23 protein-coding genes and 1 tRNA gene are annotated in these 23,123 nt (G+C 34.7%); 2 read left to right on the top strand and 22 right to left on the bottom strand.

Going from position 1 to position 23,123, the window contains the following annotated elements; all coding sequences use genetic code 11:
• Positions 1-42 precede the first annotated feature (42 nt).
• Genes HMPREF0072_RS06730 through HMPREF0072_RS06715 form a run of 4 tightly spaced genes read right to left on the bottom strand, consistent with a single transcriptional unit; the run spans position 43 to position 3,957 of the window.
• Positions 43-594, bottom strand: coding sequence for a hypothetical protein (locus HMPREF0072_RS06730; protein WP_004828625.1), 552 nt, complete (start codon positions 592-594; stop codon positions 43-45).
• A 9-nt stretch (positions 595-603) separates the two neighbouring features.
• Entirely contained in the window at positions 604-1,425 is an 822-nt protein-coding gene (gene ccsB / locus HMPREF0072_RS06725; RefSeq protein WP_004828624.1) for a c-type cytochrome biogenesis protein CcsB, read from the bottom strand.
• Positions 1,425-2,699: a cytochrome c biogenesis ResB family protein gene (locus tag HMPREF0072_RS06720; protein WP_004828621.1), complete on the bottom strand. Its 1,275-nt coding sequence runs from the start codon at positions 2,697-2,699 to the stop codon at positions 1,425-1,427. The genes ccsB and HMPREF0072_RS06720 overlap by 1 nt, the downstream gene beginning before the upstream one ends.
• A 49-nt stretch (positions 2,700-2,748) precedes the next feature.
• Entirely contained in the window at positions 2,749-3,957 is a 1,209-nt protein-coding gene (locus HMPREF0072_RS06715) for an ammonia-forming cytochrome c nitrite reductase subunit c552 (RefSeq protein ID WP_004828619.1), read from the bottom strand.
• Between the two features lie 182 nt (positions 3,958-4,139).
• On the opposite strand from HMPREF0072_RS06715, the gene HMPREF0072_RS06710 reads away from it, so the two are divergent.
• Positions 4,140-6,272 (top strand): metallophosphoesterase family protein, encoded by a 2,133-nt coding sequence (locus HMPREF0072_RS06710; protein ID WP_004828617.1) that lies wholly within the window; start codon positions 4,140-4,142, stop codon positions 6,270-6,272.
• A gap of 43 nt (positions 6,273-6,315) precedes the next feature.
• Here HMPREF0072_RS06710 and HMPREF0072_RS06705 read toward each other — a convergent pair whose 3' ends face one another.
• The 12 genes from HMPREF0072_RS06705 to HMPREF0072_RS06650 form a co-directional block, all read right to left on the bottom strand.
• On the bottom strand, positions 6,316-7,788 hold the full coding sequence (locus HMPREF0072_RS06705; RefSeq protein ID WP_004828613.1) for a DUF1846 domain-containing protein: 1,473 nt from the start codon (positions 7,786-7,788) through the stop codon (positions 6,316-6,318).
• A 72-nt stretch (positions 7,789-7,860) separates the two neighbouring features.
• Entirely contained in the window at positions 7,861-8,514 is a 654-nt protein-coding gene (locus HMPREF0072_RS06700) for a sugar transferase (RefSeq protein ID WP_004828612.1), read from the bottom strand.
• Between the two features lie 65 nt (positions 8,515-8,579).
• Positions 8,580-9,713, bottom strand: coding sequence for an FAD:protein FMN transferase (locus HMPREF0072_RS06695; RefSeq protein ID WP_004828609.1), 1,134 nt, complete (start codon positions 9,711-9,713; stop codon positions 8,580-8,582).
• On the bottom strand, positions 9,710-10,177 hold the full coding sequence (locus HMPREF0072_RS06690) for a hypothetical protein (protein WP_004828607.1): 468 nt from the start codon (positions 10,175-10,177) through the stop codon (positions 9,710-9,712). Before HMPREF0072_RS06690 ends, HMPREF0072_RS06695 begins: the two co-directional genes overlap by 4 nt.
• Entirely contained in the window at positions 10,174-11,979 is a 1,806-nt protein-coding gene (gene glgB, locus HMPREF0072_RS06685) for a 1,4-alpha-glucan branching protein GlgB (protein WP_004828605.1), read from the bottom strand. Before glgB ends, HMPREF0072_RS06690 begins: the two co-directional genes overlap by 4 nt.
• The gene (gene udk / locus HMPREF0072_RS06680) at positions 11,969-12,598 is read right to left on the bottom strand and encodes a uridine kinase (RefSeq protein WP_004828603.1); all 630 of its coding nucleotides are present in this window, start codon (positions 12,596-12,598) and stop codon (positions 11,969-11,971) included. The genes glgB and udk overlap by 11 nt, the downstream gene beginning before the upstream one ends.
• Complete coding sequence (locus HMPREF0072_RS06675; RefSeq protein WP_004828602.1) at positions 12,595-13,542, bottom strand: NAD(P)-dependent oxidoreductase; 948 nt, start codon at positions 13,540-13,542, stop codon at positions 12,595-12,597. The genes udk and HMPREF0072_RS06675 overlap by 4 nt, the downstream gene beginning before the upstream one ends.
• A 136-nt stretch (positions 13,543-13,678) precedes the next feature.
• Positions 13,679-14,155, bottom strand: coding sequence for a nucleoside deaminase (locus tag HMPREF0072_RS06670; RefSeq protein WP_004828600.1), 477 nt, complete (start codon positions 14,153-14,155; stop codon positions 13,679-13,681).
• A gap of 12 nt (positions 14,156-14,167) precedes the next feature.
• Positions 14,168-14,244 (bottom strand) — tRNA-Arg (locus HMPREF0072_RS06665).
• 22 nt (positions 14,245-14,266) lie between these two features.
• Positions 14,267-15,475 (bottom strand): D-alanyl-D-alanine carboxypeptidase family protein, encoded by a 1,209-nt coding sequence (locus HMPREF0072_RS06660; protein WP_004828598.1) that lies wholly within the window; start codon positions 15,473-15,475, stop codon positions 14,267-14,269.
• An 8-nt stretch (positions 15,476-15,483) separates the two neighbouring features.
• Entirely contained in the window at positions 15,484-16,314 is an 831-nt protein-coding gene (locus tag HMPREF0072_RS06655) for an aminoglycoside 6-adenylyltransferase (RefSeq protein WP_004828596.1), read from the bottom strand.
• Positions 16,304-16,894: an NUDIX hydrolase gene (locus HMPREF0072_RS06650; RefSeq protein WP_037326606.1), complete on the bottom strand. Its 591-nt coding sequence runs from the start codon at positions 16,892-16,894 to the stop codon at positions 16,304-16,306. The genes HMPREF0072_RS06655 and HMPREF0072_RS06650 overlap by 11 nt, the downstream gene beginning before the upstream one ends.
• Positions 16,895-16,998: 104 nt before the next feature.
• Here HMPREF0072_RS06650 and mscL point away from each other — a divergent pair, with 104 nt between their 5' ends.
• The gene (gene mscL, locus HMPREF0072_RS06645; RefSeq protein ID WP_004828591.1) at positions 16,999-17,412 is read left to right on the top strand and encodes a large conductance mechanosensitive channel protein MscL; all 414 of its coding nucleotides are present in this window, start codon (positions 16,999-17,001) and stop codon (positions 17,410-17,412) included.
• A 39-nt stretch (positions 17,413-17,451) separates the two neighbouring features.
• On the opposite strand, the gene topA is transcribed toward mscL, so the two are convergent.
• From topA to HMPREF0072_RS06615, 6 genes are all read right to left on the bottom strand, one after another.
• Positions 17,452-19,509: a type I DNA topoisomerase gene (topA, locus tag HMPREF0072_RS06640; RefSeq protein WP_004828589.1), complete on the bottom strand. Its 2,058-nt coding sequence runs from the start codon at positions 19,507-19,509 to the stop codon at positions 17,452-17,454.
• Between the two features lie 4 nt (positions 19,510-19,513).
• Positions 19,514-20,593 carry a DNA-processing protein DprA gene (dprA, locus tag HMPREF0072_RS06635; RefSeq protein ID WP_039931246.1) on the bottom strand — a complete coding sequence of 360 codons (1,080 nt, stop codon included), beginning with the start codon at positions 20,591-20,593 and terminating at the stop codon, positions 19,514-19,516.
• Between the two features lies 1 nt (position 20,594).
• Positions 20,595-20,942, bottom strand: a complete 348-nt coding sequence (locus tag HMPREF0072_RS06630) for a YraN family protein (protein WP_004828584.1) — start codon at positions 20,940-20,942, stop codon at positions 20,595-20,597.
• A complete protein-coding gene (gene rnhB, locus HMPREF0072_RS06625; protein ID WP_004828582.1) occupies positions 20,939-21,562 on the bottom strand; it encodes a ribonuclease HII in 624 nt (207 codons plus the stop codon). Before rnhB ends, HMPREF0072_RS06630 begins: the two co-directional genes overlap by 4 nt.
• Positions 21,559-22,401, bottom strand: coding sequence for a ribosome biogenesis GTPase YlqF (ylqF, locus tag HMPREF0072_RS06620; protein ID WP_004828581.1), 843 nt, complete (start codon positions 22,399-22,401; stop codon positions 21,559-21,561). The genes rnhB and ylqF overlap by 4 nt, the downstream gene beginning before the upstream one ends.
• A 108-nt stretch (positions 22,402-22,509) precedes the next feature.
• A complete protein-coding gene (locus tag HMPREF0072_RS06615; RefSeq protein ID WP_081447035.1) occupies positions 22,510-23,055 on the bottom strand; it encodes an ATP-binding cassette domain-containing protein in 546 nt (181 codons plus the stop codon).
• Between the last annotated feature and the right edge of the window lie 68 nt (positions 23,056-23,123).

The following is a 23,123-nucleotide window of genomic DNA, read 5'->3' as shown; positions in this document are numbered from 1 at the left end:
AAAAAGGAATTTAAACAATCTACCAAGGTCTAGTAAAATTTTTTAATCCTTAAAACTATGGGTCTTATTGTCCAATAATTTCCTTGACTCAAATAGTCTTATAGTAAGTTTTCCTATATAGTAGGCAACAAAATATAAGATAAGTGAAGTGATGAAAACAAAAAAAATATTACCCATAACAAAGGTAGAATTTTCGATAAAAAGACTTACCAAAAAATATGAAGTCCATATCGAATAAAAACTATGAAAGGCTAGGGTCTTATTAATTGACTTATAGTCTGTGTAAGATTTTATTAAAATCAAGCTAGTAAGGTCTGTTAAAATCCCTGTAAGGCCTACAGCTATGGCCCCAAAAAGCGTTAGCCTCAACAAAATCAGGGCCAAAAGGCCCATGACTATGGATATGGTTCCAATTTTTTTAGTTTTTAAAACTGCTGCTGTTAAAATAAAAGTAAAAAGTGGTGTGGTAAATATGACTCGGGAGCCTGGAATCGGAAAAAACCTACTCATCAAGTACAAAACCTTGCCAAAGACATACATCAAGGCTATGGATATAGCCATGAAAGTAAGGTCTTTTATCTTAAATTTTTTCATATTTTCCTCTTATGCATAGGAGTGAAGTGATGGTAATAAGGTATTTACGCCAATATAGGTGAAGACGACGCAAATAAAACCTAAGATTGCAAATATAGCCGCTCTTTTTCCTTCCCAACCCCTAGACCTTCTTAGGTGAAGGTAGATTGAATAGATTATCCAAGTGATAAAGGACCAAGTTTCCTTTGGATCCCATGCCCAATACCTGCCCCAGGCAGACTCTGCCCAGATAGCACCTGTTATCATTACTAGGGATAAGAAAATATATCCAAAGGCTATAATCCTATAGGCGATTAGGTCAAGCTGTTCTTTATCTGCCATAGACTTTGATAAAAATGAATCACTACTAAACTTATCTCTCATAAGGAACATGGCAGAAATGCCTGCTGCTACTGCAAAGGCCCCATAGGATAGGATAGCAAGGGAAACATGGACTGCTAGCCATTTACTATCAAGAGCTGGCATCAAAGGTCTTACTGTCCTATCACGCATAGCAGCGTAGCCTATTATTAAAAATAATATTGGGGTAACAAATGTGCCCATAGCTAGGAGCTTATATTTTCTTTCAAAAATCAAATAGCAAAGAGCTATGCCCCAAGCAAAGGCAGTGGCAAATTCATATTGGTTTGAAAGTGGAATCCTTCCTGCATTTACCCACCTAACACCCAAGGCTAGGGTGTGGGCTAGGAAGGCTGCTGTTAAAACATTTCTGCCCCTTATCCCCCACTTTTCTGTCTTATTTACAAAAAGTGCTATGAATAGCAACATAGATATTAAATAGCCAAAAAGACTTATATAAAATAATATATTTTCTACTTTTACTAAGTTCATTATAATTTAATCTCTCCAATTATTTTTTCATATTTTTTGCTGTGAAGCTTATCGTGTTTGGCTTGCCTAATGTGAAGGTAATCAAAACCATCGTCCCTAACTACAATGACCTCCCTAGGATTTATATAGAAGGCTAAAAATAGACCTATCATTAGGAGGATGGCTCCCAAAAGTGCTATAGGTGTTGCTGGGTCATTTGCCACCTGCAAGAGGGTAAACATCTGTGGATCCCTAATCACAAATGTGTAGCCTTCCCATTCTATGGGTTCTCCCGGATGGTTAAGTCCCATATCCACCCTAAATCCATCATAGAATATAGCATATAAAGTTACGGGATGTTTTAAAAATGGCGACTTGGTTCTTGGTTTCATCATAGACTTTTCATCAAAGTCTGGATAAAAATCTACAAATTGCAAGGCAATTTTTTTATTATCTGCCACAAAGACATCACCCTTATACATGAGCTTATCTTCTAATAACTTTTTATCCTTAAATAGTAAGGCGTGGTAGGCCCAACCTGTAGAATTTTGATATACATTAAAGTCCTTAAACCTAAAAGGCTTGTTTACCATAGCAAGGCCCTTGTCAACTTCCTTGTCATTTTTATCAAGGATACTCAGGCTTGTGATGTATTGGTCAACTGTGTAGTCTTTCCTGAACATTACATCATATTGGTCTACTTTAATCTTATAAGAAGAATTTTCAAGCTCCATTACAGTTCCTGGCACTCCATGAACAAACTCTTCAAATCCCCTGTACCTACCATAGGCAAAGGCTAGGATAATTATAATTAAGGATAGGTGGGTAAGCCAGGATCCCATGTATCCAATTTTGCCATCAAACTTATAAAAAACTTCCTTCCCGTCTACTTCTGTTTTCTTATAAGCTCTAATATTTAGCTTTTTAAAAATAGATAATTCATCATCTTTTACCCTGGTCCATGTTTGATATTCCTTCAGTTTGGGCGAAATTTCAGGATCCTTAAATGATTTTTCAAAAATTACCTTAAAGCGGTTTACACTACACAAAAATAAATTTATCAAAAGTAGGATTGTAATTAAGATGTACCACCATGCGGAAAACACCTTATCAAAATCACAAAGAAGGATAAGTTTTGCCCAAGTATTGCTGTAGGATTGAAGATAAAATTCTTCTTGGTTACCTTGGGGAATCACTGTTCCTATTACCGATAAAAGTGCAATTACCACTAGCAAAATTATCCCAGTTTTCATCGAATAAAAACTTTTAAATATTTTTTTTATTTGTTTTTTCATAATTTTCCTTAAAGCAAAAGGACTCCTTGGGAGTCCATTTTAGCTTTTTTTATTCATACTTCTTCAAGATTTCTAGGCCTTGTTTCACTAATTCTTCAGCTTCGTCTAGGTTTTGGTGGGCCTTCTTTGAATTGTGGAAGCCTTCACCATTTTCTACCCACACAAAGTCCCATTTGAATTGAGCATGTCTGTGAATTTTTTGAAGCTCTGCCTTATCCTTATCTGATAAGTCACCAGCTTTAACATGTTTAGCTAAAAGGTCTACAAATTTCTTAAGTTCATCACTTACTTCGTTTGTCCTATCATATACGCCTTTTTGGACTTCTTCAACCCAAGCAATCATTTCATCTTCGCTCTTACCAGCGTGGCAAGATAAGCAAGAATTTTTGATATTTTCCTTTGACTTAAGTGGGCTTGTCCAATGGTGAGACCTGAATTTCTCACCCTTCTCATTTTCAAAAACAGGCATGTGGCAATCTATACAAGAAAGTCCTGCTGAATCGTGAACAGAACCCATCATAGTTTCATACTCTGGGTGTTGGGCCTTAAGGAGCTTGGCACCTGTTTGTGGGTGTTCCCAATCCGCAAAATCAATTTCATCGTAATATTTTAGCATATCATCGGTTTCAAAACCATACTTATATGGTAAACCTACTTCTTTTGTTTCTGGGTCTAGGTAATATTCAACGTGGCATTGTGCACAAGTAAGGCTGTCAGCCTTTGTATTGTTGCCATTTACATTGCCTTGGTCGATTTGTTTCTTGAAGTGATCTCTAGTAACTTGAATCTTACCAGGAGTGTCCAAGTGGCAGTCAGCACATGAGATTGTCTGCATTTTTGGATGGTCTTTTACAAATTGATCAAAGTCCATACTATTTACATCAATTCCGTCTTTTTCGAGTGCTTTTACAAAGTCAATAGTCTTACAAGCAAGACATGATGCACCTGGTTTTGGTCTTTTTGTATTAATAGCATCTTCAAGGGCGTAAACGTGACCCCTAGCCCTATCATATTGTTTAGCGAAACAATAACCATCGTAGTAGGTTCTCAAATTTGGATGAGCTTCAAGATAATCTACTTGAACTGAGCCACCAAATTTTGTTTCGCTCATATCTTCATTAGCTTTATATGTCGCATAAACGTCTGGATATGTATCTTTGTAATCTTCTGCAGTTTTGATTTCTGAATCATTGCTACAAGAGCTAAGAGATACGGCTAAAACAAAGGCAGATAAGGTCGCTACAATCTTCTTATTCATCTTCTCCTCCTATATAATTTAAAATACAAATGAGCATACAGAAAACCCATATTATACTATATCTTATTATATATTATAAACTATTATAAGATTTTTGGCAAACATAGTAATACCTCTAAAGCTTCCCATATAAAATTTTTATAAAAAAGGTATAATATAGTTAACAAATTTACGAGGAAATTATGGATACTAATGTTAAGAAAACTTTCGATATGTCAATCATTTCAGACCCCCACGTCCTTTGCGAATCACTGATTGCCAACACAGAGAGTTTAAGAAAAGAGTTAAAAGTAGAAAGAAAACTAGTCGTAGAAAGTGAGAATCTTTTTAAAAAAGCCCTAAGTCTTGTTGATGAAGTTCAGAGTAAATTTTTAATAATTTCTGGTGATATAAGCAAGGAAGGTGAGCTGATAAGCCACAAAAAGGCTGCTTCTCTCCTTAAAGCTTGGCAAGATAAAGCTCCTGATAGAAAAATTTTTCTAATACCTGGCAACCACGATATAAATTCAAAAAAAGCCTACGATTATAAAAATGACAAAAAAACTCAACCAACAAGCCCTGAAGATTTTTATGCAATTTATGATTTTATCTACCAAGATTCTTCTATTTTAGAATTTTATAAGGATAGCGAAATCTTTAAAGCCTACATTGACGAAGTAAATAAAAAATATAAGAGGGAGCAAAAATATTCCTCCTATGCCAACGGCTATTTTTCTTATGTTGCAAGGATTAAAAAAGAAGATCATTATGACAACGGCCTAAGCATAATCATGATTGATTCTTCTATTTATGCAGCAGACATGGAACAAGGCCATAGGGACGGGATGAATAATGTAATTGGATCTGTATCAACAGAACAACTAAGGTGGATAGCTGATAAAATTGACGAAGCCAAGGCTCGTAACGACATGGTTATTGCTGTCTCTCACCACGCCTTCATCCCAAATTTTAGGAACCAAGAATTAGTCTTTTCACCATTTATAATCAAGGAATACAAGGACAAAATAAAAGACTCTGACCCTAGACTTAATAACAAAACCCCTATAGAAGTCTTAGCTGATAATGGAGTTAGGTTTATTTTCACTGGCCACCTTCATGAAAATGGGACAGCTAAATTTATCTCAGAAGATGGCAATGAAATCTACGATATCCAAACCGGGTCAACCATCACCTATCCTCTCCCTATCAGACACTTAAATATAAAAAATAAGTCAAGAACTATAAATGGTTTTGAAATAGAAATTAAAACAGAACTTATAAAAGAATTCACCTATATAGATGAAAACAAAAACTCAATCCACATTGAAAACGCATCGATGCACACGCTAGAAAACCAACTTTCTCTCAGGGAAGTTATATCCAATTATATCAGAATTCAAGCTAACAACCCTAGGTTGGAAAATATAAACATTAAAAAAGAAATTATTGATCAGGTGAATGCTAATCTTAAAATCAACGCGCCTTACCAGGGCTATATGGATAGGATTGTTTTTCCTCTGGTTAAAGATAAATTTCCAATCAACCGAACCATCATTGGTAGCATTAACCTTATTGAAGAAATGGAATCCTACCATATTCAAATAAAGACTATTGGCAATAGGTTAAGTATTTATTCTAATGATATTGAAGAGGCCTTAGATGTGATTTTCAAACAAATTGAAAAAGATATTCTCTACCCACCTCTTATGATTTACTTTTTCGAAAAAATCCTTAACAAGATTTTCAAAATGCCAATCGATAAGGAAGGTCACAATTTTTATGACTTTGCTAACTTCATCTACCAGTATAGGTCTAACGATATTGAAAAACCTGCCTACATTACATCAATGATAGATAGGCTAAATGATAAGTCTTATAATATAATAAATGACCTTATTGACTATGCTGGTGATGAAATAAATGAAGCTTTTGACTATGTTACGACCAACATTATCTTTATAAAATATGGTTCTAAAAATAGGTTTTATGACGACCTAATCAAAACCCATGGTTTAACAGCAAACCTAACCTACAAGTATATGAGGTCAAAGGTTAACAACCTAAGAGACTTATTAAATCTCCTATCTAAGTTTATTATAAAAAAATCTCAGATAAGTGGTGTAGACCTTGCTAAAGAAATAGCTCATTCAAAACTAGTTAGGAAGTTTAAGATGGATATGTCAGATAAGATGTTTGGTCAAAAATCGCTTAGAAAATTTATCACAGACATGATAGGCGAGATGAATAAGGACATGGCAGAGACCTACCAAAATGATACAGATAATGACGTAGACTATTATTTCAATTATATAGAATTTGATGATAGTGACAATTAAAAAAACAAGCCTTGTAAATATTTTACAAAAGGCTTGTTTTATTTTACCTATAATTATCTTGAGAAAATTCAGGATCTTGAGTGAAGTTTAAGCCAAGTTTTCTTAGCATTGACTTTTGTGAATCATTTAAGATAACTGTTGAATGTGCATCTAATCCCTTTAATTTTCCAAGTTGCTTAATCGCCATATGGGTTAGAGGATTGGTTGTAGCTGAAATTGAAAGAGCTATCAACATTTCGTTTACCGATAAGCTAGTTTCATTTCCACCAAGTCCCTTGGTCTTAAGGTCTGAAACAGGCTCTATTATATGAGGAGAAATTAGTAAAATCTCATCATCAAGCTTGCCAAGTTTTTTTAGAACATTTAGAATACAAGCTGAAGGTGCACTTAGGAGGTCGCTCTTCTTGCCTGTAATTATTTCCCCACTATCAAGTTCGATGGCGAATGCTTCTGTGCCTGAAGATTTTTCCCTATCTCTTGCAGCAAGAGCAACTAGCCTATCATCAGCAGATATTTCTAGCTGGCTCATAAGAATTTCGATTTTTTCTAGAGTGTGGAGATTTTCCTTAGCCATCCTATAATCAACTAAGGTATTGTAATATCTTCTGATAATCTCTGCCTTGGACGCATCTGCTGCTGCCTTATCATCTACTATACAAAAACCTGACATGTTTACACCCATGTCTGTAGGTGACATATAAGGAGATTTGCCCATAATTTTTTCAAACATCTTCTTTAAAATTGGGAAGGCCTCTACATCCCTATTATAGGATACAGCTGACTTACCATAGGCTTCAAGGTGGTAAGGGTCGATCATATTCACATCATCAAGGTCAGCTGTCGCTGCTTCATAAGCTATATTTACAGGATGTTTAAGTGGTATACTCCAAATTGGGAAGGTTTCAAACTTAGCATAGCCTGCATTAACTCCATTTTCGTGATCAAGGTACATTTGAGAAAGACAGGTTGCCATCTTTCCTGAACCAGGTCCTGGACCAGTTACAACGACTAGTGGTCTAGTAGTTTTTACGTGGTCATTCTTACCAAAACCCTCATCAGAAATAATTGTCGCTAAGTTATTTGGGTAGCCTACAATATCGTAAGTTTTGTAATTTTTTATACCAAGGTTATCCAAGTATTGGCAATACTTAAGAACTTTTTCCTGGTAATTAAATTGGGTAATTACGATAGCAGAAACCAAAAATCCAAAATCTTCTAGGGCTGACTTAAGTCTTATGGCTTCTGTATCGTAAGAAATTCCATTATCTCCCCTGATTTTTGTCTTTTCAATGTCTTTAGCATTTATAGTTATAATTATTTCGGTTTTATCCTTTATGTTTAGAAGCATCCTCAATTTAGAATCTGGTAAAAATCCTGGCAAGACTCTAGACGCGTGTGCATCATCAAAAAGTTTGCCACCAAATTCAAGGTACAATTTATCAAAGTGACTGATTCTTTCAACAATCTTTGCCGATTGTTCTTTTATATATTTGTCATTATCAAAAGCTATTTTCATAATTACCTCCTATTATACCTTTTAATTATACCAAGAATTTTCCAAAAAAAAATAGGACGTAAAAATTTACGCCTATTTTGTAATTATTGTCATTGCTGTCTTTAAAAGTATTGATATATCAGTCTTTATTGACAGATTTTCTATATATTTTAACTTAAGATCAATCTTTATTGGAAGAATTTTTTCAAGGTAAATTTTCTCACTATCTTCAATCGAATTATAATATTCTGATTCATTTCTGAATTCTATTGAAGCATAATCAGTAATACCTGGTCTTACGGCAAAGATTACATCATAGTAATTTGGATATAAATTTACCATCTTTGGTGTCTCTGGCCTTGGTCCTACTAAAGACATATCTCCCTTTAGTACATTTATAAATTGTGGGAGCTCGTCAATCTTCCATTTTCTTAAGAAGGCACCAGTTTTGGTTATCCTTGGATCGTTTTTGACTGTTAGGTTGTCAAGATTCTTATCGGCTCCTACCCTCATTGTCCTAAATTTAATAATATAAAATGGCCTTTTACCCTTGGCTAGTCTTTCTTGTTTATAAAAAACTGGCCCTTTAGAATCAAGCTTGATTGCTATTGCAACTATTATCATAGGAATAGCAATTATAATTAGGACGATAAGTGATACTAGTATATCAAAAAACCTCTTAAAAAATAAGCTGACTTTTTTATTATTTAATTTTTCATAAATTAAATCTTCATTTACCTTGTTCACTTCTAACCTCAGTTTTATCTAATCTTAAACTATTAAACTACATTTTTTTTAATAGTCTAGTAAAACTATTCTACTTCTGGCCAACCTTCTGTTTTATAGGACTTATAATTTTCATCAATCCACAAAACTTCAGCCCCAACCTTTTTCGCAAACTCACGACCTTCTTCTAGGTCAATGATGAATAGGTAGGTTGAAATGGTATCTGCCTTTGCTATATCATCTAAAATTACGGATACTGACCTCCACCTTGTTGATGGATACATAGTAGCTGGGTCAATGATGTGGTGGTACCTCTTGCCATTAACCATAAAATATCTCTGATAATCACCACTTGTTACTACAGAAGTATTTTTAAGACTTACTATTGATGAATATGGATTTTCCTTATCATCTAGGTTTGGATTTTGTATGCCTATCTTGTAATATGAATTTTCGCTGGCCGGGTTGTCTCCGATTAGAACATCGTCGCCACCAACAGATAAGATTCCATGCTTAAGTCCTTCTTTTTGTAAAATATTTGCAATTATCTTTGTAGCATAACCCTTACCAATAGCCCCAATATCAATTTGTACATCTGGGTCTTTTATGAAAACTGTGCCAGCTTTTTCGTCAACAACTATTGAGTCTATATCTTTGTGCTTACTTGCCTTAACTAGCATACTTTCTTCTGGTATAGCAGCCTTGTCCGGATTATCCAAAGACATCTCCCTGTACTCATGCCATAAACCAAGGAGAGAGCCCATAGCTATATTTATTTTACCATTTGTAAGCTTATACATTTTCTTAGAATATTCGACAAGTTCAATAACCTTTGGGTCCACCTTAACAGGCTCCTTGCCGGCGTTTTCGTTTATAGTCCTAAAGTTATTAACCCCATCAAAAGCATCATAGGAATTGTATAATTCGTGGTAAATTTTAAGTTCATCCTTTAAGACCTTTACATAATGATCAAATTCTTCCTGATCTTTTGTATAGGCTATAAAGTTTGTAATAGTATCAAAGTATTCATAGATATTTTCTGTGTGTTTTTCTAATTCGCCACTGTTATTGACTTCTTCGCCCGAATCAGTATTTTTTCCTTCTTCTTGGGAAGAATCTTCCTTAACTGCTTCTACTTTTGGTTTTTCAACACTTTCCTTGGTATTGGCACAAGCAGTTAGACTTGTTGCAAGCGCCAAAATCATAAGTAATTTTTTCATATTTTGTTTATATTTATAGTCTCCATATCCTTGTTGACAGGAAGACCCTCATCTTCTGCCCAACTTAGTAACATTCCCGCTGCGACCTTATCCCTAAAGTCATTCCACCTGCCTTCTAGACCCAATTCATAAACTGTATCTAAAAATTCTGCACTTGGTGATATAAATTCCGCATTTTCTATAAAGTAGTCCCTTTCGCGCCTATCAAGGCTAGAGATAAATGCATCTCTTATATCGCTATTATCTATCTCGCTTGTTCCAGGCATTAGGATATATTTTTCAACATCTTGATCTATATCTATATAGGATGCTTCTATATCTTCATTAGTTTGAATCTCTTTATTAATTCTAATAAAATCAAGAGATTCTGTATTTAACCACATATTTTTTAAATATGTATCCTCGTCTATCAAGGTCCATTTTTCTACTAACCATGATAGGTTGATTGGTTTTCTTTCTTTCATAACTTCTTTATCTTAAAGATTACAGCTTCGTATTGCCAAAGCTCTAACCCGAGATTATTTCCTTTCTTAACTTCTATTCTTCTCTTATTATTCCTATATTCGCCGTATTTTTCATCTAGTGAATTAAAAACTTCTTCAAAGACTAGGTCTTCATCATAATAAATTTCATAGTATGGTTGGTAGACGTTGGCCATATTTAAAATAACCAAATACCTGTCCTCATCTGCCTTTCTCTCATAGGCAAAGACAGAATTAGTATTGTCATCAACCACCCTCCACTGAAAACCAGCCATGTCATAATCATACTTGTAAAAGGCCTTTTCGTCCTTATAAAGTTTGTTTAAATCTTTTATAAAACAGTTGTAGGAGTCATGGATTGGATAAGCTAGATAATCCCACCTTATCCCAACATTTTCGTTCCACTCTTCAAAAGTTGCAATTTCATTGCCCATAAAATTCAAAATCTTACCAGGATGAGTCATTTGATAGGTCATAAGGACTTTCAATTGCTTGAACTTATCTTCATAAGACCCGTTCATCTTATCTAGCATAGATTTTTTAAGATGGACAACCTCATCATGACTTAATGGCAAGATAAATCTCTCATTGTAAAAATAAAACATGGAGAAATTAATCTTTGATTGGTAGTCCCTACGGTTAAAAGAATCGACCTTAAAGTATCTTAAAGTGTCATTCATCCAACCCATATCCCATTTATAATCAAAGCCAAGTCCACCTTCACATACAGGGTGGGTAACCTTTGGATAATCAGATGAATCTTCTGCTATCCTCATCACATCTGGGTGTAATTTTTCTAGGGTTTCATTAAGGTTTTTGATGAAGAATATATTATCTTCATGCACTCCCCTATTTTTATTGCCATTATAAAATACCATATATGATACTGCATCAATCCTGATTCCATCTAGGTGAAATTCTTCAATCAAATATGCCATAGAAGACTTCATAAAACTTCTCACATGGCCCTTTGAATAATCAAAATTGTTTGAGCCCCATTCAGAATATTTTAGGTCCATGTATTGAGATTCATACATGGCTGTCCCATCAAAATGATCAAGACCATAGTAATCAGAAGCATAGTGGACTGCCACCACATCAAGGATAACTCCGATACCATTTTGATGAAGAAGATCAACAAATTTTTTAAAGTCTCTTACAGTTCCATATCTGTGGCTAATGGCAAAAAATCCTGTAGATTGGTAACCCCAAGAAGGATAAAAAGGATATTCTGTAACTGGCATGATTTCAACATGGGTGTAGCCCATTTCTTTGATATGATTAATTAGATTATCAACTATATCCAAGAAATTTACATTGCCAGAAAATCTCATAAAAGATCCTATGTGTAGTTCATAAATATTTAGAGGCTTATCGTAATTCTTGCCCCTGGTTTTTATAAACTCATCATCATTAAAAACATAGTCATCTTCTGCTGTGATTTTGGCTGCAAAGTCACCCTCCCCGTCCATAGCATGAGCAAAGGGATCCGTTTTTTCCATCCAATTACCATTTTTAACAACAATATATTTATAGTAATCATTTACTTTAGCCTTATAAAAGCCATAAAAATATCCAAACTCATCATTTTTAATGAGCCTTTCGTTTTGCCAATTAGTAAAATCTCCCTTGATGTAAACTTCATCAGCATTTGGCGCATAAACCCTAAAAATATAACCATCTTCATAAGGGATTGCTCCCCATATCTTATGGCCAATAGTTGAGTTGCCTTCTATATAATCTTTTATTTCTTTATAGTTTGTAGGTATTATATTAACTTTCATTAGTATTTCCTATTATATTTTCTATATGTTTAGACAAAATCTCTATACCCTTTATATTTTTAGCTCCCCTTGGAATAATGATATCCGCGTATTTCTTGCTTGGTTCCACGTACTTTTCGTGCATAGGTTTTACCTGTTCAATATACTGGGTCAGACAAGATTCCAAAGACCTGCCTCTTTCTACTGTATCCCTAAGGATTCTTCTTTTTAATCGAATGTCACTATCTGCATCTACAAAAACCTTAGTATCAGTAAGCTCTCTGATTTTTTTATCATACAACACCAAGATTCCCTCAATAAGGATGATTTTTTTCGCCCTTACTTTTACTGTATCCTTGCTCCTAGTATGGATTTTATAATCATAAAGAGGCATGTCAATCTCAAGGCCAGCTAATAATTTTTTTAAATCCTCACAAAAAAGGTCAGTATCAAAGGCTTGAGGGTGGTCATAATTTAAAAGTTTTCTTTCTTCAAAGTCGATATCATCATGGGCCCTATAGTAATTATCATGGCCCACAACTACCAAATCATCCTTGAATTTTTCTGCAATTATTTTTACAATCGTAGACTTGCCAGAGGCTGAGCCTCCAGCAATAGCAACGATTTTTGGTTCTATCATAGGCTTATCTCGTTTTTTATTTCCCCTTTTAGATAGGAGTAAAGATTGTCAAATACAATGTCTGCTCTAATTTGCATTGCTTCTTCTGTGTAAAAAGCGACATGGTTAGTTAAAATAACATTTTTAGCATTTCTAAGTGGATAGTCTTCTGGAAGTGGTGGTTCCATATCAAAAACATCTATACCAGCCCTTAACTTATCCTCATTCAAAAGTTTTGCTAGATAGTCATTATCCACAACAGCACCTCTCGCACAGTTGATTAAAACTGCTCCTTCTTTCATAAGGTCAAGTTGGTCTTTTCCTAGGAAGTGCTTGGTTTCCTTATTGTTTGGGATGTGAAGAGATACGATGTCGGATTCCTTAAGTAAGGTGTTAAGGTCAACATATTCTACACCTAAGGCCTTAATATCGTCTTTTTCAGTCCTAGAGAAAGCTATAATCTTGCATCCAAAAACTTGGAGAAGTTCTATGAGTTTTTTTCCTATATGACCTGTGCCTATCACACCAAAAGTTTTGCCCTTAATTAGGGAGCCTAAAAGATAATTATTTTGTCTTTCAAAAATATTTTCCCTATTTTGGTTAAACTTTCTTAAAACTCCAATGGTAAGACCAATTACAAGTTCAGCAACAGAGTCATCTGAATATCCTGAAGCATTTAAAACTTTTATTCCCTTTTCCTTAGAAGCTTCAAGATCAACATGGTCAACTCCTGTGAAGGCAACATCTATTAGTTTAAGATTGGTATTTTCTATTACCTTTCTAGATATAGGTTTATTTGTAATCATAGCTATGTCAGCATCTTTTAGCCTAGCAATTTTTTCTTCACAGTCCTTGGCACTTTCCTTATAATAGGTGAACTCATGACCAAGTTTTTCCAATTTTTCTTTTTGTTCTAAAATATAAGATTCTTTAACTTCTAGAGGATCTATAAGACTAATTTTCATCTATCTACTCCTTTATCTAAAACTTCTTTTAAATATTATACTCTAAATGTCGGAATTGTAATCTTTCATAGTTTTTTCATGTAGAAAAATTTGAAATTAAAAAGCCAAGATAAACTTGAAACCTTCGAAGTTCATCCTAGCTTTTCTTTTTTTCTCTTAGGGCCCTAAAAAAACTTTGAAGTTCCTTTAGAGATTCTTCTTCCATAAGACCATAAGAAATCTCTGGCACATTTAGGTGGGGACTGTCCTTATCTATGAAGGATGTGGAAAAGCCACCTCTTTTTGGGTCTTTGCATGCTATCACAAGCCTTTTTACCCTAGAATGCATAATGGCACCTGCACACATCAGACAAGGCTCAAGTGTTACATACATAGTACATTCCTCTAGCCTAAAGTCTCCAATATTCTTTCCGGCCTCTTTTAGGGCATAGATTTCGGCATGATTCAGAGCAGACTTACCCTTATAAGTAAAATTGTGTCCCCTGCCAACTATTCTGTCCCCACAAACAACAACGGCCCCTATCGGGACCTCGTCAATTGATTTTGCAAGTTTGGCTTCATTTATAGCTTCTGTCATAAAAAACTTATCAGCTTTTGTAAATAAATCTTGCATAATATTTCCTTTTGGTGTACCGAAGAGGATTCGAACCTCCGACACCTGCCTTAGGAGGGCAGTGCTCTATCCAGCTGAGCTACCGATACATATAAGGCAAAAAATTTGCCTTTATCTTGCTATTATAGTCTTTAATAAAAAGTCACAAGTATCTTTTACAGTCCTTACAACTCTTGAGAAAAGACTCGCTCTATCAAGGGCCTTTTTTGAAAACAAGCCGACAGTGTGGCTTTCATCCTTATAGGATACCTCCACCTCACCCAAATCTTCATTTTCTTTTATAGGCGCTTTTATATCATCTTTTATATTATACTTTATTGTAGGATTTTCGCCTTCTTTTATTATCATTTTTATATCTTCTTTTGGATAAAGGTCTATATATCCCTGTTTAACAGTTATATCTTTTAAAGATTTTATAGGCACATTAGTGTCTAAGACCACCCTAGTAGAAAAATATTTTGAAACGTAATAAATAAGGTCACTCATAACTTTATTTCTGGTATCTTTTTGGTCTGCACCCATTACTACACCGATAGATCTAAAGTCATCATTGCTATCAAGCTTACTCATATCTACAGTTGTTACCAAGCAATATCCCGCCTCATCTGTAGTACCAGTCTTAAGTCCATCTACGCCCTTTATTTCATCCATGAGGGGAATAGTTGATTTTTTATCTATGTCGCGACCTGGGTCTTTAATTTCCCTAATAGCTGCATAGTCTAAGATTTCCGGATAAGTTTTTAGGATATATTGACTTAGCTTGAATAAATCTCTGGCAGAAGAAGTATTTTGGTAACCATCTTCTGTTTGTACTCCACTAGAATTATAATACACTTGGCTTTTTAGGTCAAGCTCTTTTGCTTTTTCATTCATCTCTCTTGCAAAAGCTGGTTCTGAAACTGAAACAGTATTGGCTAAAAGGTAGGCACAGTCATTGCCTGAAACAGCTATTAGTCCCTTTAGAAGCTCATCAACAGTATAGGTTTCCCCTTCCTTAACTCCCAAGGAAGAATATTCCCAGCTTGTTAATTTTTCTGCTTCCTTGTCAGCCTTGACCTTGGTGTCAAGTTTAAGAGCTCCACTATGGATAGCATCCATTGTTACGAGAAAAGTCATAAGTTTACTTAAGGATGCCATAGCCCTTGGCTCGTCAGCATTTTTTTCGTAATAAACTTCTCCATTTTCTTCGTTGGCTATTATGTAGGCTTTTACATTTTCATCTAGACCTACTATTTTATTTTGCCCAGCCGCAAGGCTTATTGGCATAAGAAAGATAAAAGCCGCCATAATTAGACTTGCTAGCTTGTATTTGTATTTCATATTTGCTCCTAGTTTAAAAAGGACTCAAGCTTTTTGTAATTATTTCTCAAAAGCTTTAGAGTGTTCACATCAGTTTGCTTATCATAATCAAAACCTAATTCTTCTGCTTCAGCCATACCGACCTTTCTAAAAAGTATTGTGGCCTTAAAGAGAGAATTATAAATGTTAAGTGGATTAATATCATGGAAGGTATCTTCAAGATCATCCTTGTATTCCTTGCTAAGAGTGTGGGCAAAGTTTCTTCCATCCCTACCAACATCCATTCCACCCTTGTATTTGTTAACAACATGGATTCTGAGCATTTTTATAAGCTCATCTCTCAGATTTTCCATCCTAATAGCTGCAGCCAGGGTATTATTTTGATTTAGGTAAAGTGAAATCTCTATTGCATAGGCAAAAAAGTTTTTCACCGTTTGGCTAAACTCGTATTCCTTTACAGGATTATAGGTAAATTCCTTATTTGGTAAGAGAGCCTCACTACCAGCCTTATTATACAAAAACTCAATGTCAGTTGGTAATGTTTTTATAAAATCTTTAGCAATATCACTACTTATGATTGATTCAGAAACTTTGATATTATCCATTTTATAAAGGTCGATTGTTGTAAAAGAGAACTTGTTTTTATCTAGTTCTGCTTTTTCTTTTACCCTATTTACAAAGATTACATCATCAAAAAGACCCTTAAATTCTTCCTCAAGCTTAGCTATGATTATTTCATTAGCTACTGTATATACGCTGTAAAATTCATCATTATTTAGCCTTTTTACATAAAAAATAGATTCAATTGCTGGATTTGTTTTTGCATATTCTTTTATTTTTTGCGAAATATCATTTCTCATTATTACTCCAACTTTCTATAAAGTTTTTTAGCATTTTTGCAGTCAAGCCCCAAATCACCGGCTTGGTATCATAGAAAAACATTTCATTATAACCGGTTTGAAACTTATAATCCTTGCCGTTAGGAATCTTATCAAAGGGAAAATCTTTAGGAAAGTCCATTCTATAAGGTGCCATGTATGAAATTGGTGGATTATTTTTAAAAAAGTCAATGTCAACCGTAAAAATTGACTCCACTTCATTATTATACTTTATTTCCTGCAAATTTTTATTAATTCTACCATAAAAACTTTTAATGTGCCTATAAGACGATGTAAGGATCATTGAAGAATATCCTAAATAGTCGATATCAGATTCTTTTAACCCGAGCTCTTCTATTGTCTCTCTTATAGCAGCCTCGCTAAAATCTTCGCCACCTTCAAGTCTCCCACCTGGGAAAGATACTTCTCCAGGTTGACTTACGCTTTCGCTTCTTACCTCAAATAAGATATGGTCCTTGCCATCTACTTCTATTAGGGGAATGAAAACCGCATATGATTTTAGTTTGTCCAAAAATTCTTGGTCGACTTGTAAATATTTCATAGAAACCTCTAATAGAATCATATATAAATAAGCTGATAAAGTCAAGCTTTATGGTATAATAATCGTGTATTAAGAATAAAAACTTATTACAGAAAGGATTTTTAATGCTTAAAGAATTTAAAGAATTTATTACCCGTGGCAATGTATTGGATATGGCTATAGGTATTATAATGGGATCAGCCTTTACAGCTATTGTAACTAGCGTAGTTGAAGACCTTTTGATGCCAATAATTGCAGGTCTCACTTCAGGAATTAATTACGAAGATTTGGTAATTAATATTGCCGGAGCCCAACTTAAACTAGGCTCTTTCATCAATTCAGTTATTACATTTTTAATTATAGCCTTCGTTCTATTTTTGATGATAAAATCAATTAATCTTTTTCACAAAAAGAAAGAAGAACCAAAGGTTGAAAACGAAAAAGATTGCCCATACTGCAAGAGTAAAATTGACATTGATGCAACCAGATGCCCAAATTGCACATCTAAATTAGAAAACTATTCAAACTCAAACGAATAAATTAAAATAGGGACCTAGCCTTGGCTAGAGTCCCTTTTTTTATCTCTTTTTTACTTTTACATAATCACAAGCTGAACACCTAATTTCATCTGTGTTCCTATTTTTTTTGTGGATTAAGAGGTTGCCACACTCTGGGCATGTTTCGCCTGTTGGTGGGTCCCATAAGGCGTAGTCGCACTTTGGATAATTGTCGCAACCATAAAATCTCTTGCCCCTCTTGGAAACTTTTTCTATAATTTCCCCGTCCTTGCACTTTGGACACTTAACTCCAGTTGTTTTTATGATAGATTTTGTAAAGTCACACTCAGGAAAACCAGTGCAACCAATAAACTTTCCATTTCTACCATGTTTTACTGCAAGAGCCTTGCCACATTTTGGACATTTTTCATCCAATACCTTATCCTTGACCTTGTAATCTGTTGTATCTTTTTTTACAGCGTCCATGTCTTTTCTGAAGTCCTTGTAAAAGGCGTTTAATACATCTTTCCAATTAACGCCATCTTCAGCGATTTTATCAAGCTGGTTTTCCATGTCTGCAGTAAATTCTACGTTAATTACATCATCAAAATTTTCTTGTAAAAATTCATTTACAGTCTTGCCAAGCTTGGTTGGGTAAATTGATCTGCCATCAAGTTCAACATAGTTTCTAGATATTATTTGGTTTATAGTCGCAGAATAAGTTGAAGGTCTGCCTATGCCAAACTCCTCTAGGGTTTTTACTAAAGAAGCCTCTGTATATCTGGCTGGTGGGTTGGTAAAGTGTTGGTCCTTTTCGATTTTTTCAGCACTTATGACCTCGCCTTCCTTAAGGTCTGGCAAAATATTTTCATTATCTAGGCTTCCTGAAAGTTTATTAAAACCATCAAATATAGTGATTTTTCCATTTGACCTAAAGATTATACCGTTGTTGTCATAATTAATTTGAGTTGATAAATATTCATAATCAGCCATTTGACTTGCTACTACCCTTGACCAGATTAGCTTATAAAGCTTGTATTGTTGGTCTGTTAGGTAGGTTTTGATGGAGATTGGGTCTCTAAATATTGAAGTAGGTCTGATTGCCTCGTGGGCATCTTGGCTGCCCTTTTTCTTGCCAGAATAGGTGTTTCCCTTGCCAGCGTATTCTGCTCCGTATTTTTCCTTGATATATTTTAAGGATTCACCAACAATTTCCTTTGATATCCTAGTCGCATCTGTTCTCATGTAGGAAATTAGACCTACTGTTCCATCCTTACCAATGTCTATTCCTTCGTAGAGTTGTTGGGCAAGTTGCATGGTAAATTTAGTTGAAAAACCAAGTCTATTTGATGCATCTTGTTGGAGGGTTGAGGTTGTGTATGGAGCATAAGGTCGTCTTTTTCTCTTGGTTTTAGAAATTGATTCGACTTTAAAATTGTCCTTATCAATTTTTTCTAATACTTTTTTGGCACCAGCTTCATTTGCAACCTTCATTTTTTTTGTTTTTGTGCCATAAAATTCAGATTCGAAGGATATATCCCCATACTTATGTTTGGCAGTTATGGTCCAATATTCTTCTGGTATAAATTCATCAATTTCTTTTTGCCTATCGACAATTAGTTTAAGGGCTACTGATTGAACACGACCTGCAGAAAGTCCTGATTTTACCCTCTTCCACAAGATTGGGCTTATCTCATAACCTACTATCCTATCCATGACCCTTCTTGCCTGTTGGGCATCTACTAAATTTTTGTCAATCTTTCTTGGTTTTTTCATGGCAGCTAGGACATTATTTTTGGTGATTTCGTGAAATTCCACCCTATTATTTTCATTTGGATCAAGGTCTAAAAGATATTCTAAGTGCCAAGAAATAGCTTCACCTTCCCTATCAGGGTCGGTAGCCAAATAAACCTTGTCAGCAGTTTTCGCTTCTTTTTTTAGCTCATTAATAGTTTTTGCCCTACCTCTGACCTTTATGTATTCAGGCTCAAAGTTATTTTCTATATCAACTCCAAACTTGCTTTTTGGTAGGTCTCTAAGGTGGCCAACTGTTGCCTTTACCTTGTAGTTTCTGCCTAGCATTTTTGAAATCGACCTAGCCTTTGTAGGCGACTCTACTATTACTAGATTTTTAGCCAAAGTCTCACTCCTTTATTGTAAACTCATTGTTTCCGATATTCTCAATTATATTCTTAAGTTCTAAACTTGTTAAAATAAAATTTATTACATCTATTTCAAAATCCAAGTTAAGTGCCAAGTCATCAGCACTTGCATTTGGATTATTCTCAATATATCTTACTACACTAGCTTCGTCTTTATCAAGTGCAGTATAATCAATTGTCTTTTTTTGAACCTTCTTATCAAGCAGATAATCAAGTTCTTCTAAGATGTCTTCGGCGCACAAGATTAATTTTGACCCGTCCTGGATAAGCTTGTTGGTCCCCTTGGAGTAAATTGAATTAATATTTCCAGGCACAGCAAAGACTTCCTTGCCCTGCTCTAGAGCACACCTTGTTGTAATCATAGTTCCTGATTTTTCCTTGGCTTCTATAACCACTGTTGCCAGAGAAATCCCAGAAATAATCCTATTTCTCCTTGGAAAATTATAGCCAATTGGTGGGGTCTCTAGGGGAAATTCTGATAAAATCAACCCATCTTCTTCAATTTTTTCATACAAAAACTTATTAGCTGTTGGATAAACTTGGTCAATCCCACAACCTATTACTCCTATCGTCCTACCCCCAACATCAAGTGTCGCCTTATGGCACATAGCATCAATTCCATAAGCAAGGCCAGAAACAGTTGCAAGCCCTGCTCCAGCAATAGACCCTGCCAAATTTTTGCAAGCCCACTTCCCGTAATCTGTGCACTTTCTTGCACCAACAAAGGCTATGGACTGGCTGTCTCGACTATGGTCAAGCCTTCCCTTATAGTACAAAACTGCCGGTCTATCATCAATGTATTTTAAATTTTCGGGATAGGCTTCATCAAGAATTGTAACAAAGTCCACACCAAGCCTAGCGACTTTTTCCCTATAAGCTTTAAAATCCTTAAGACTTTTGGGACTAAAAATCCTTTCATAGTTTGCATCATTAAGGAAAGAATAATCAACTCTTGTCAGCTCAAAAAAATTATCAAGGCCTGTATGCTCAAAAATTTCTAAGATAATCCTGTTGTTTATATTTATGTAATTTAAGTATAATAAAATTTCTCTCTTATCCATATCAAAAAGCATTTTCTATATAATTTATTTTTCTTGTATCAAGGTAAATTTCGCTAACATCAAAGCTCATCAAAAAATCAGTCATATCATTTTCCACTAGATAGGCCTGGCTTGCCCTTCTTATCCTCTGCTGCTTATAAAAATCTACCGACTCTGCCGCATAGGCAAAATCATCTGAATTACGTGTCTTGACTTCAACAAAGGCTATCAAGTCGTCTTTAATGGCTATTACATCTATCTCTCCAAAAGGTTTGGAATAATTTCTATCTAAAATCCTATAACCTTTTTTCTCTAGGTACGAGGCTGTGAACTCTTCACCAAAATCCCCAATTTCTCTTTTTCTTGTCATATAAATGATAACTGCCTTTCGTGAAATTTTCTTAAAAAACTTTGTCTGTGGATAGGAGTTTCTCCATGCTGTTCCAGTCCTTGGTAATGAGCCTTAGTCCCATAACCAAAATTTGTTTCAAAACCATAGCCTGGATAAATTTTTGAAAAATTAATCATTATATCATCTCGTCTAACTTTTGCTAAAATCGATGCGCAAGAAATAGCATATTCATTTAGGTCACCCTTCACAATATTTAATTGAGGAAGGTCTGTGTCAATCCTTTCTGCATCTATTAAAACTATATCTGGACGGATTTCAAGATGGTCAAGAGCATCTTTCATAGCTTGTAGGGTTGCCTGTCTAATATTGATTTGGTCAATCTTTCTGGAATTTGCAAAACCATAGGAAACTGCTAGGGCATCTGCCAAAATTTTTTCCTTCAAAACCAGCATCTTCTTACGGCTTAGTTTTTTAGAATCAGTCACTCCCTCAATATGGGAATTTTTTTTCATAATTACAGCACAAGTTACAACAGGTCCTGCCAGAGGACCTCTGCCAACTTCATCAATTCCCGCTATGAGATCGTAGGTCTCGTATATTTCTTTTTTTATTTCGTCATTATATAAGGAATATTTCATAGTTTCTCAAGAGTGATTCTTCCAAGTTTACCTGTTCTAAAATCGTTAAGGATAATGCTTGCGGTCCTTGTATAGTCAAAATCGCCACCAGCAATAATCGCCCCACGCTTTTTGGCAATAGCTTCGTAGATATCAATAGCTTCCGCACTTGGGTCTACCCCATATCTTTCCTTTAGGTTTTCTGGATATTCCTTTGCTATTTCCTTTAAAAAATAAAGGGTAAGATCTTCTATATTTAGGATTTCATCCTTGATAGCATTAGTAAAAGATAGGTGAAGGCCAGTCCTATCATCAAATTTTGGCCAAAGCACACCAGGTGTATCTAATAATTGCAAATTAGAATTAGTTTTAATCCACTGTTTGGTTTGAGTGACACCCGGACGGTTACCAACTCTCGCACCCTTCCTTTGGGCAACATTATTTATAAAAGTAGACTTACCAGAATTTGGCACACCAACAATCATCATCCTGATAATAGGATTATCAATTTCTTTTTCTTCGTGTTTTTTAAACTTATCAGCCAAAATTTCCCTTGCTATGTCATAAATTTTGCCCACATTGATTCTCTCTTTAGAATTCATAGGCAAAGCCACAATTCCATCACTTTTAAACTTCTTAATCCACTTTTGATTTTCTTTATTATCTGCAAGATCAGACTTATTCATTATAATCATCCTAGGCTTATCTTTTAAAATATCATCAAGCATGGGATTTCTAGAAGACTCAGGAATCCTCGCATCTATAATCTCCAAAACTATGTCAACTAGCCTAAGGTTTTTTTCTATATCCTCCTTGGTCTTTTTCATATGACCAGGATACCAATTTATATTTAGTGCCATAATTTACCTCTTTTCTATAATATTATATCAAACTTAATATAAATTAAAAAATTTAAATGAAAAGACCACAGTTCTAAGCATTAATTTGCCCTTAACTGTAGTCTTATTTTACATTTTATTTACCGAAATTTCCTCTGTCTTTTTATCTTTAATCTCGATAATTTTTCCGTAATACTTGCTATAATCAATGTCTCTCCTGTGGGAAATGGAAATTAGGGTCTTGTCAAGACTTGCAAAAATCTCTTCAATATCCCTTGCCATTTTAAGGTCGAGTGCAGAAGTAGCTTCATCTATTAGTATAATTTGACAATCCTTATAAAGGGCCCTGGCGATTTCTATTCTCTGCATTTCCCCACCAGATAAATTAGATCCGGCATCTTTGATTATGGTATTGTAGCCTTCCTTTAGGTTGTCTATCAAAGAAGAAAGGCCAGACCTTTTTATAGCATCATTTAGTTTTTCAAAATCAATTTCAGATTCATCTTCAAAAAGTACAATATTTGCCAAAATGGAATCCCTAAAAATCATTGGTTTTTGAGCTACAATTGAGATTTTTTCATAAATATCCACTCGGCTTTGGTCTTTGATATTTTTACCTAAAATAAAAATATTTCCATCATTTGGCCTAAGTTCTTTAGTAATTAATTTGAAAATAGTCGACTTGCCCTACAATGTCAAGCAATTGTTACATAAAATTAGACGATATTTCTATCGCCTAATTG

This window comes from Anaerococcus lactolyticus ATCC 51172 (assembly GCF_000156575.1).
Classification (GTDB): Bacteria; Bacillota; Clostridia; order Tissierellales; family Peptoniphilaceae; genus Anaerococcus; species Anaerococcus lactolyticus.
Note: the sequence above shows the minus strand (reverse complement) of the source record. Positions and strands in the feature narration are given on the sequence as shown.

What these genes read in the sequence shown, in the direction of transcription:
- HMPREF0072_RS06695 (WP_004828609.1), bottom strand. Translation starts at nt 9,713, where the DNA reads ATGAAAAAATTACTTATGATTTTGGCGCTTGCAACAAGTCTAACTGCT.
- HMPREF0072_RS06715 (WP_004828619.1), bottom strand. Translation starts at nt 3,957, where the DNA reads ATGAATAAGAAGATTGTAGCGACCTTATCTGCCTTTGTTTTAGCCGTA.
- udk (WP_004828603.1), bottom strand. Translation starts at nt 12,598, where the DNA reads ATGATAGAACCAAAAATCGTTGCTATTGCTGGAGGCTCAGCCTCTGGC.
- HMPREF0072_RS06710 (WP_004828617.1), top strand. Translation starts at nt 4,140, where the DNA reads ATGGATACTAATGTTAAGAAAACTTTCGATATGTCAATCATTTCAGAC.
- HMPREF0072_RS06655 (WP_004828596.1), bottom strand. Translation starts at nt 16,314, where the DNA reads ATGAGAAATGATATTTCGCAAAAAATAAAAGAATATGCAAAAACAAAT.
- HMPREF0072_RS06670 (WP_004828600.1), bottom strand. Translation starts at nt 14,155, where the DNA reads ATGCAAGATTTATTTACAAAAGCTGATAAGTTTTTTATGACAGAAGCT.
- ylqF (WP_004828581.1), bottom strand. Translation starts at nt 22,401, where the DNA reads ATGGCACTAAATATAAATTGGTATCCTGGTCATATGAAAAAGACCAAG.
- dprA (WP_039931246.1), bottom strand. Translation starts at nt 20,593, where the DNA reads ATGGATAAGAGAGAAATTTTATTATACTTAAATTACATAAATATAAAC.
- HMPREF0072_RS06690 (WP_004828607.1), bottom strand. Translation starts at nt 10,177, where the DNA reads ATGAAAGAAAGAAAACCAATCAACCTATCATGGTTAGTAGAAAAATGG.
- HMPREF0072_RS06660 (WP_004828598.1), bottom strand. Translation starts at nt 15,475, where the DNA reads ATGAAATACAAATACAAGCTAGCAAGTCTAATTATGGCGGCTTTTATC.
- glgB (WP_004828605.1), bottom strand. Translation starts at nt 11,979, where the DNA reads ATGAAAGTTAATATAATACCTACAAACTATAAAGAAATAAAAGATTAT.
- HMPREF0072_RS06650 (WP_037326606.1), bottom strand. Translation starts at nt 16,894, where the DNA reads ATGAAATATTTACAAGTCGACCAAGAATTTTTGGACAAACTAAAATCA.
- HMPREF0072_RS06630 (WP_004828584.1), bottom strand. Translation starts at nt 20,942, where the DNA reads ATGACAAGAAAAAGAGAAATTGGGGATTTTGGTGAAGAGTTCACAGCC.
- HMPREF0072_RS06730 (WP_004828625.1), bottom strand. Translation starts at nt 594, where the DNA reads ATGAAAAAATTTAAGATAAAAGACCTTACTTTCATGGCTATATCCATA.
- mscL (WP_004828591.1), top strand. Translation starts at nt 16,999, where the DNA reads ATGCTTAAAGAATTTAAAGAATTTATTACCCGTGGCAATGTATTGGAT.
- ccsB (WP_004828624.1), bottom strand. Translation starts at nt 1,425, where the DNA reads ATGAACTTAGTAAAAGTAGAAAATATATTATTTTATATAAGTCTTTTT.
- HMPREF0072_RS06675 (WP_004828602.1), bottom strand. Translation starts at nt 13,542, where the DNA reads ATGAAAATTAGTCTTATAGATCCTCTAGAAGTTAAAGAATCTTATATT.
- HMPREF0072_RS06720 (WP_004828621.1), bottom strand. Translation starts at nt 2,699, where the DNA reads ATGAAAAAACAAATAAAAAAAATATTTAAAAGTTTTTATTCGATGAAA.
- HMPREF0072_RS06705 (WP_004828613.1), bottom strand. Translation starts at nt 7,788, where the DNA reads ATGAAAATAGCTTTTGATAATGACAAATATATAAAAGAACAATCGGCA.
- rnhB (WP_004828582.1), bottom strand. Translation starts at nt 21,562, where the DNA reads ATGAAATATTCCTTATATAATGACGAAATAAAAAAAGAAATATACGAG.